Annotated in this window: 1 protein-coding gene and 1 pseudogene; both read right to left on the reverse strand. The window is 36.9% G+C overall.

The window, feature by feature from the left end:
* Positions 1-80: 80 nt before the first annotated feature.
* Positions 81-914, reverse strand: a pseudogene (locus BM212_RS12270) (IS3 family transposase); the annotation flags it as partial.
* The gene (locus BM212_RS12975; RefSeq protein WP_091898820.1) at positions 872-1627 is read right to left on the reverse strand and encodes a helix-turn-helix domain-containing protein; all 756 of its coding nucleotides are present in this window, start codon (positions 1625-1627) and stop codon (positions 872-874) included. The pseudogene BM212_RS12270 and the gene BM212_RS12975, both read right to left, overlap by 43 nt.
* Between the last annotated feature and the right edge of the window lie 59 nt (positions 1628-1686).

Genomic DNA, 1686 nt, shown 5'->3' on the forward strand with positions numbered 1-1686 from the left:
TGAACTGCTCCCTGTCAAGTAGACAGGTAAATAAACAAAATATTTGTGCCATGTATGATACTTTTCATCCATGGCTTTTTTTATGCCGGAATGCTTAAGCCCATTTTTAACGTCACCCGTTGGGTGTTATAAAACCCAATATATTGTTTAATATCATTCTCTAATTCTTCAAAGCTCACATAAGTGTTCAGCCGATACATTTCTTCTTTAATAATTCCCCAAAAGTTCTCCATTGGACCGTTATCAATGCATTTCCCCACACGAGACATACTGTGGGTGAGTTGATGTTTCTTCACAAAATTATTAAAGTCGTATGACGTGTATTGATATCCCCGATCGCTATGAATAAGCGTTTGGGTTGGTATAATCTTGTCTTCAATTTGGCGAACTGTATCACGAACTAAGGCATTATCATTACGCTTCGATAGTTTAAAGGCTACGATCTTATTTTCGCCATAATCCAATATGGCACTAAGATAAGCTTTGGCGTTCTCTCCATACTTAAATTCAGTCACATCGGTTAATAAGACTTCCATCGATTGATAGTCCTTTCGGAATTCTCTATTGAGGACATTATCGGCGATATGTGCAGGATTGTGGGGCTTGTAACGATATCGTTTCCGACGGATAACAGCTTTCAAGTTCAGTAATTTCATCAAACGATAGACACACTTATGGTTTACTTTAGCGTTCATGAAGTGGTTCAGATAGATAGTTATTCGACGATAGCCATAAATACCTTTATGCTTTTCATAGACTTGAAGGATTAATTCAACAAGCTTTCGAAGCCGTTTTTCCGACGCAGTCGGCTTGCGTTTCAACCACTTATAATAACCCGCTCTGCTCACACCCAAAGCATCACAGAGATGGATTACTTTGTATCCTTCTTTTTGTAGTTTCTTGATCGTTTGGTATTCCGCTTCATACCTCGTTTGCGTGACATCAACTCTCTTTCCACTTCTTCTAACTTTTTTAACGCTACGTTCTCCGTTTCTAGATACTCATTTCGTGCTCTTAAAGCTGCATTTTCAGCCCGGATTCTTTCTTCTTCCGTTTGAACAGAGTTTGGTTTGCCGCGACCTCGTCCATCTACTAGTCCGTCAGGACCATGCTTCTTATATTTTTGAACCCATGAATACACGCTATTGTAGGATACCTGATACTTCTCAGCAGTTTTTTTATAAGATAAACTATTAGCTAGGCAGTCTTGGACTATTTTGATTTTTTCTTCTTGTGTTGATTTTTTATCTGTCATCGTATACACCTCGGATTTTGGAGAATAGCTCCTCATTTCTTCCCCTTTAGTATACTTGTTTATCCAGCTCCTGACAGTATCAACTTTTGGGATATTATATTTAACAGCTAGCTGACCTATAGGTAATCTATCTTCTAAATATTCTTTCACGACTAAGTCCTTAAATTCTTTGCTATATTTATTGTACTTAGATTTAACTTGAATCCCACTAATTCCATGCTCTTGGTATCTTAAGACTTTATCCCAAAAGGACGTCCAATTAATTAATAAACCATAGGCTTCTTTTAATTCTTTGAAACTGATTCCTTCATTCAGATACATCAAAATATATCTTTCGATTTCTTCAGTTGTATGTTTACTGTTTGAACGCATAAAAATCCCCCTAAAGTAATTTTACTTTTTTAAGTGTCTACTTTAGGGGGAGCATATCA

Source organism: Marinilactibacillus piezotolerans, assembly GCF_900114235.1.
Lineage (GTDB): Bacteria > Bacillota > Bacilli > Lactobacillales > Carnobacteriaceae_A > Marinilactibacillus > Marinilactibacillus piezotolerans.

Coding starts and splice junctions, on each gene's coding strand:
- BM212_RS12975 (WP_091898820.1), bottom strand. CDS start 1,627: ATGCGTTCAAACAGTAAACATACAACTGAAGAAATCGAAAGATATATT.